The organism is Terrabacter sp. P5_B1, from assembly GCF_056400505.1.
The window spans coordinates 1-3426 of the sequence record NZ_JBFULD010000395.1 but is presented as its reverse complement, the minus strand read 5'-3'; the positions used below and the strand labels follow the sequence as shown (position 1 = coordinate 3426).

General features: G+C 71.5%; 4 protein-coding genes and 1 riboswitch. Of the genes, 1 reads left to right on the top strand and 3 read right to left on the bottom strand.

Features of this window, described 5'->3' with window-relative positions:
- The 3 genes from AC1DP0_RS19815 to purN all read right to left on the bottom strand — a co-directional run.
- Positions 1-148: leucine zipper domain-containing protein (locus AC1DP0_RS19815; protein WP_478083449.1), on the bottom strand; the 148-nt coding region annotated here is incomplete at its 3' end.
- Between the two features lie 208 nt (positions 149-356).
- Positions 357-1991 (bottom strand): bifunctional phosphoribosylaminoimidazolecarboxamide formyltransferase/IMP cyclohydrolase, encoded by a 1635-nt coding sequence (gene purH / locus AC1DP0_RS19810; protein ID WP_478087893.1) that lies wholly within the window; start codon positions 1989-1991, stop codon positions 357-359.
- 73 nt (positions 1992-2064) lie between these two features.
- Positions 2065-2141, bottom strand: a riboswitch (ZMP/ZTP riboswitch).
- Positions 2142-2197: 56 nt separating this feature from the next.
- Positions 2198-2818 (bottom strand): phosphoribosylglycinamide formyltransferase, encoded by a 621-nt coding sequence (gene purN / locus AC1DP0_RS19805; protein ID WP_478087891.1) that lies wholly within the window; start codon positions 2816-2818, stop codon positions 2198-2200.
- A gap of 63 nt (positions 2819-2881) precedes the next feature.
- Between purN and AC1DP0_RS19800 the strand changes: the two genes are divergently transcribed.
- Complete coding sequence (locus tag AC1DP0_RS19800; RefSeq protein ID WP_478087889.1) at positions 2882-3274, top strand: hypothetical protein; 393 nt, start codon at positions 2882-2884, stop codon at positions 3272-3274.
- Positions 3275-3426 lie beyond the last annotated feature (152 nt).

Below are 3426 nucleotides of genomic sequence, written 5' to 3'. Positions count from 1 at the left end.
CGTCGTAGCGTGCGACCCAGCGGTGCGCGCACTGCCGCGAGATGCCCATGGCCTTCGCGGCATGAGCCACCGCCCAGCCCTGGCGGCGGACCCGATCCACCAGCAGACGACGGCCATGGACGTTGAGACGGGCGTTAGCGTGGGACACGAGAACCTCCGGGCGGTGCGGGACGTAGACACTCCTCACCTCACCCGGAGGTTCTCCTCATCGTCAACGCCTACCTGTCACCAACGTCCAGGCCGAGTACACCTAGGTCCCACACGAAGTCGAGTGCCAACTTCCCGACGCCGGAAAGTGGGCAGTCGACGCGGGAAGCCGGACCGTCGTCGGGGTGAGGCGGGGTGTGGAGTGGCCCTCAGTGGGCGAAGTGGCGGGTGCCGGTGAAGTACATCGTCACGCCGGCGTCCTTGGCCGCCTCGATGATCTCCTCGTCGCGGATCGAGCCGCCGGGCGCGACGACGGCGCGCACCCCCGCGTCGAGCAGGATCTGCAGCCCGTCGGCGAAGGGGAAGAACGCGTCGGACGCGGCGACGGAGTCGAGGGCCCGCTCCTCACCCGCACGCCGCACCGCGAGGTAGCAGGAGTCGACGCGGTTGACCTGGCCCATGCCGACGCCGACCGCGGCGCCGTCCTTGGCCAGCAGGATCGCGTTGGACTTCACGGCGCGGATCGCGCGCCACGCGAACTGCAGGTCGGCAAGGGTCGCGTCGTCCGCTGACTCACCGGCGACGAGGCGCCAGTTCGCGGCGTCGTCGCCACCCGTGACGTCACCGCCCTCGCCGCGCACGACGGCGTCCACCTTGTCGACGGTCTGCACGAGCAGGCCGCCACTGACCGCGCGCGTCTCGATCGGGTCGGCCGCCTCGGCCATRCCGGCGGGCAAGCGCAGGATGCGGAGGTTCTTCTTGGCGGTGAGGATCTCGAGGGCCTCGGGCTCGTAGTCGGGCGCGATGATGACCTCGGTGAAGACCGGCTTGGCCGCCGTCGCCATGGCCGCCGTGACCGTGCGGTTCGAGGCGATGATGCCGCCGTAGGCCGAGACCGGGTCGGTCGCGTGGGCCCGCTCGTAGGCCTGCTCGATCGTCTCGCCGACCGCGATGCCGCACGGGTTGGCGTGCTTGATGATCGCGACGGTCGGCTGGTCGCCGTGGTCGTGCGCGGCGCGCACGGCGGCGTYGGTGTCGACGTAGTTGTTGTAGGACATCTCCTTGCCGTGCAGCTGCTCCGCGCTGGCGACGCCCGGGCGCCAGTGGCGGTAGAGCGCCGCCTGCTGGTGCGGGTTCTCCCCGTAGCGCAGCGCCGCGGCCCGGTCGAAGCTTGCGCCCGTCCACGCCGGGAAGCCGGTGCCGTCGGTCGTGTCGGCGTACGCGTTGCCCATCCAGCTCGCCACCGCGACGTCGTAGGACGCGGTGTGCACGAAGGCCTCGGCTGCGAGCCGCTGCCGCTGGGCCAGCGTGAAGCCGCCGTTCCCGAGCGCGTCGACGACCTGGGCGTATGCCGTGGGACTCGTCACGATCGCGACGCTGGGGTGGTTCTTGGCTGCGGCCCGCACCATCGACGGGCCGCCGATGTCGATCTGCTCGATGCACTCGTCGGGCGTCGCGCCGGAGGCGACGGTCTCGCGGAACGGGTAGAGATTGACCACGACGAGCTCGAACGGCTCGACCCCGAGGTCGGCGAGCTGCTGGACGTGGTCGTCCTTGCGGGTGTCGGCGAGGATGCCGGCGTGCACCTTGGGGTGCAGCGTCTTGACACGACCCTCGAGGCACTCTGGGAAGCCGGTGAGCTCCTCGACCGGCGTCACGTCGATGCCGAGCCCGGCGATGGTCTTCGCGGTCGACCCGGTCGAGACGATCGAGACCCCCGCGGCGTCGAGAGCGCGTGCGAGGTCCTCGAGGCCGGACTTGTCGTAGACGGAGACGAGAGCCCGCCTGATCGGGCGGCGGCCGTCGCTCTCGGTGGACGGCACGGCGGACGGGGCGGCGGTCATGGGTGCACTCCTGGTTCGGTGACATCGGTCGCGGCGCGCCCCGGGTCGGTCGGACCCGGTGGCTTCCGTTCTCGCGAGGCACCCAGGCGGTCGATGCTCCCGACGTCACTCCCCGGTGGTGTCCCACCCGCGCCAGTCGTGTGCGACCAGCCTACCGTCGATCGAGAGGGCAGTTCGTCGCACTGAGCGAGGGACGGCTCCTTAGATCAGCCGATGCGGACGCGTCGGCCGTCGACGGCGAAGCCTTCGCGGGCCAAGCGGCTCACGACGTCGACGAGCAGCTCCCGCTCCTGGACCTTGATGCGCTCGTGCAGGCTCTCCTCCGTGTCGTCGTCCTCGACGGCGACGACACGCTGCTCGATGATCGGCCCGGTGTCGACGCCGGCGTCGACGACGTGGCACGTCGTGCCGGTCACCTTGACGCCGTAGGCGAGGGCGTCGCGCACCCCGTGGGCGCCGGGGAAGCTCGGCAGCAGGGCCGGATGGGTGTTGACGACCGGGGCCACGCCGAGCGTCGCCGGGCCGAGGATCCGCATGAAGCCGGCCGTCACGACGAAGCGCGGCGACGCGGCAGCCACCCGCTCGGCCAGCGCGGCGTCCCACGCGCCCCGGTCGGAGTGCTCTTTCGGAGCCACGGTGAACGTCGGTATGCCGGCCTGCTCGGCGCGCTCGAGACCGAGGCACGGGCGGTCGGCACCGACCGCGGCGATGCGCACCCCGTAGCCGGGATCGGCCGAAGCCTCGATGAGCGCCTGCAGCAGCGTGCCGGATCCCGAGACGAGGACGACGACGTCCACCGGGACGCTGGCTGGGGCTTCGCTCGTCACGCCGCGGAGTGTATCGGTCGGGGTGATGCGGGGCCGGTCGGTGCCATGGACGAGGATGGGCGCGTGACCGACCCCGACCTGCAGGACGAGACCGTCTTCGCCCGAGAGAAGGCCAAGCGCACCCTCCCCGTCGCGCTGCTCGTGCTACTCGGCCTCACCGCGATGTACCTCCCGCTGCCCAAGCGCTTCGTGGCCTTCGTGCCGCTCGTGCTCGCCGTCGTGCTCACGGTGCGCCTGCTCCGCTTCCTGTCGCCGCGCACGGGCAGGGAGAAGATCTGGCCGGTCGTCACGCTCGTCATCGCCGGGATGCTGCTGTCTACCCTGGCGATGCAGGTCGCGTTCTACGACACGGTCAGCGCCTACGAGGAGTGCCTCGCCGGTGCCCAGACGAGCATCGCCGCGGCCAGCTGCGCGCCGCTGCGGGACGCCGGGCTCTTCGGTCTCGTCGTGCGCTGAGGAGCGCTGAGGAGCGCAGCGGAGCCCTCAGCTTCACAGGGACCGGTCAGTCCTCGTCGGTCGCCTCGGTGGGCGCCTCGGTGGGTGCATCTTCGGCGGCGGGCTCCTGGGCCTGCTCCTGCTGCCGTTCGCGCCGGCGCTCACGCAGCACG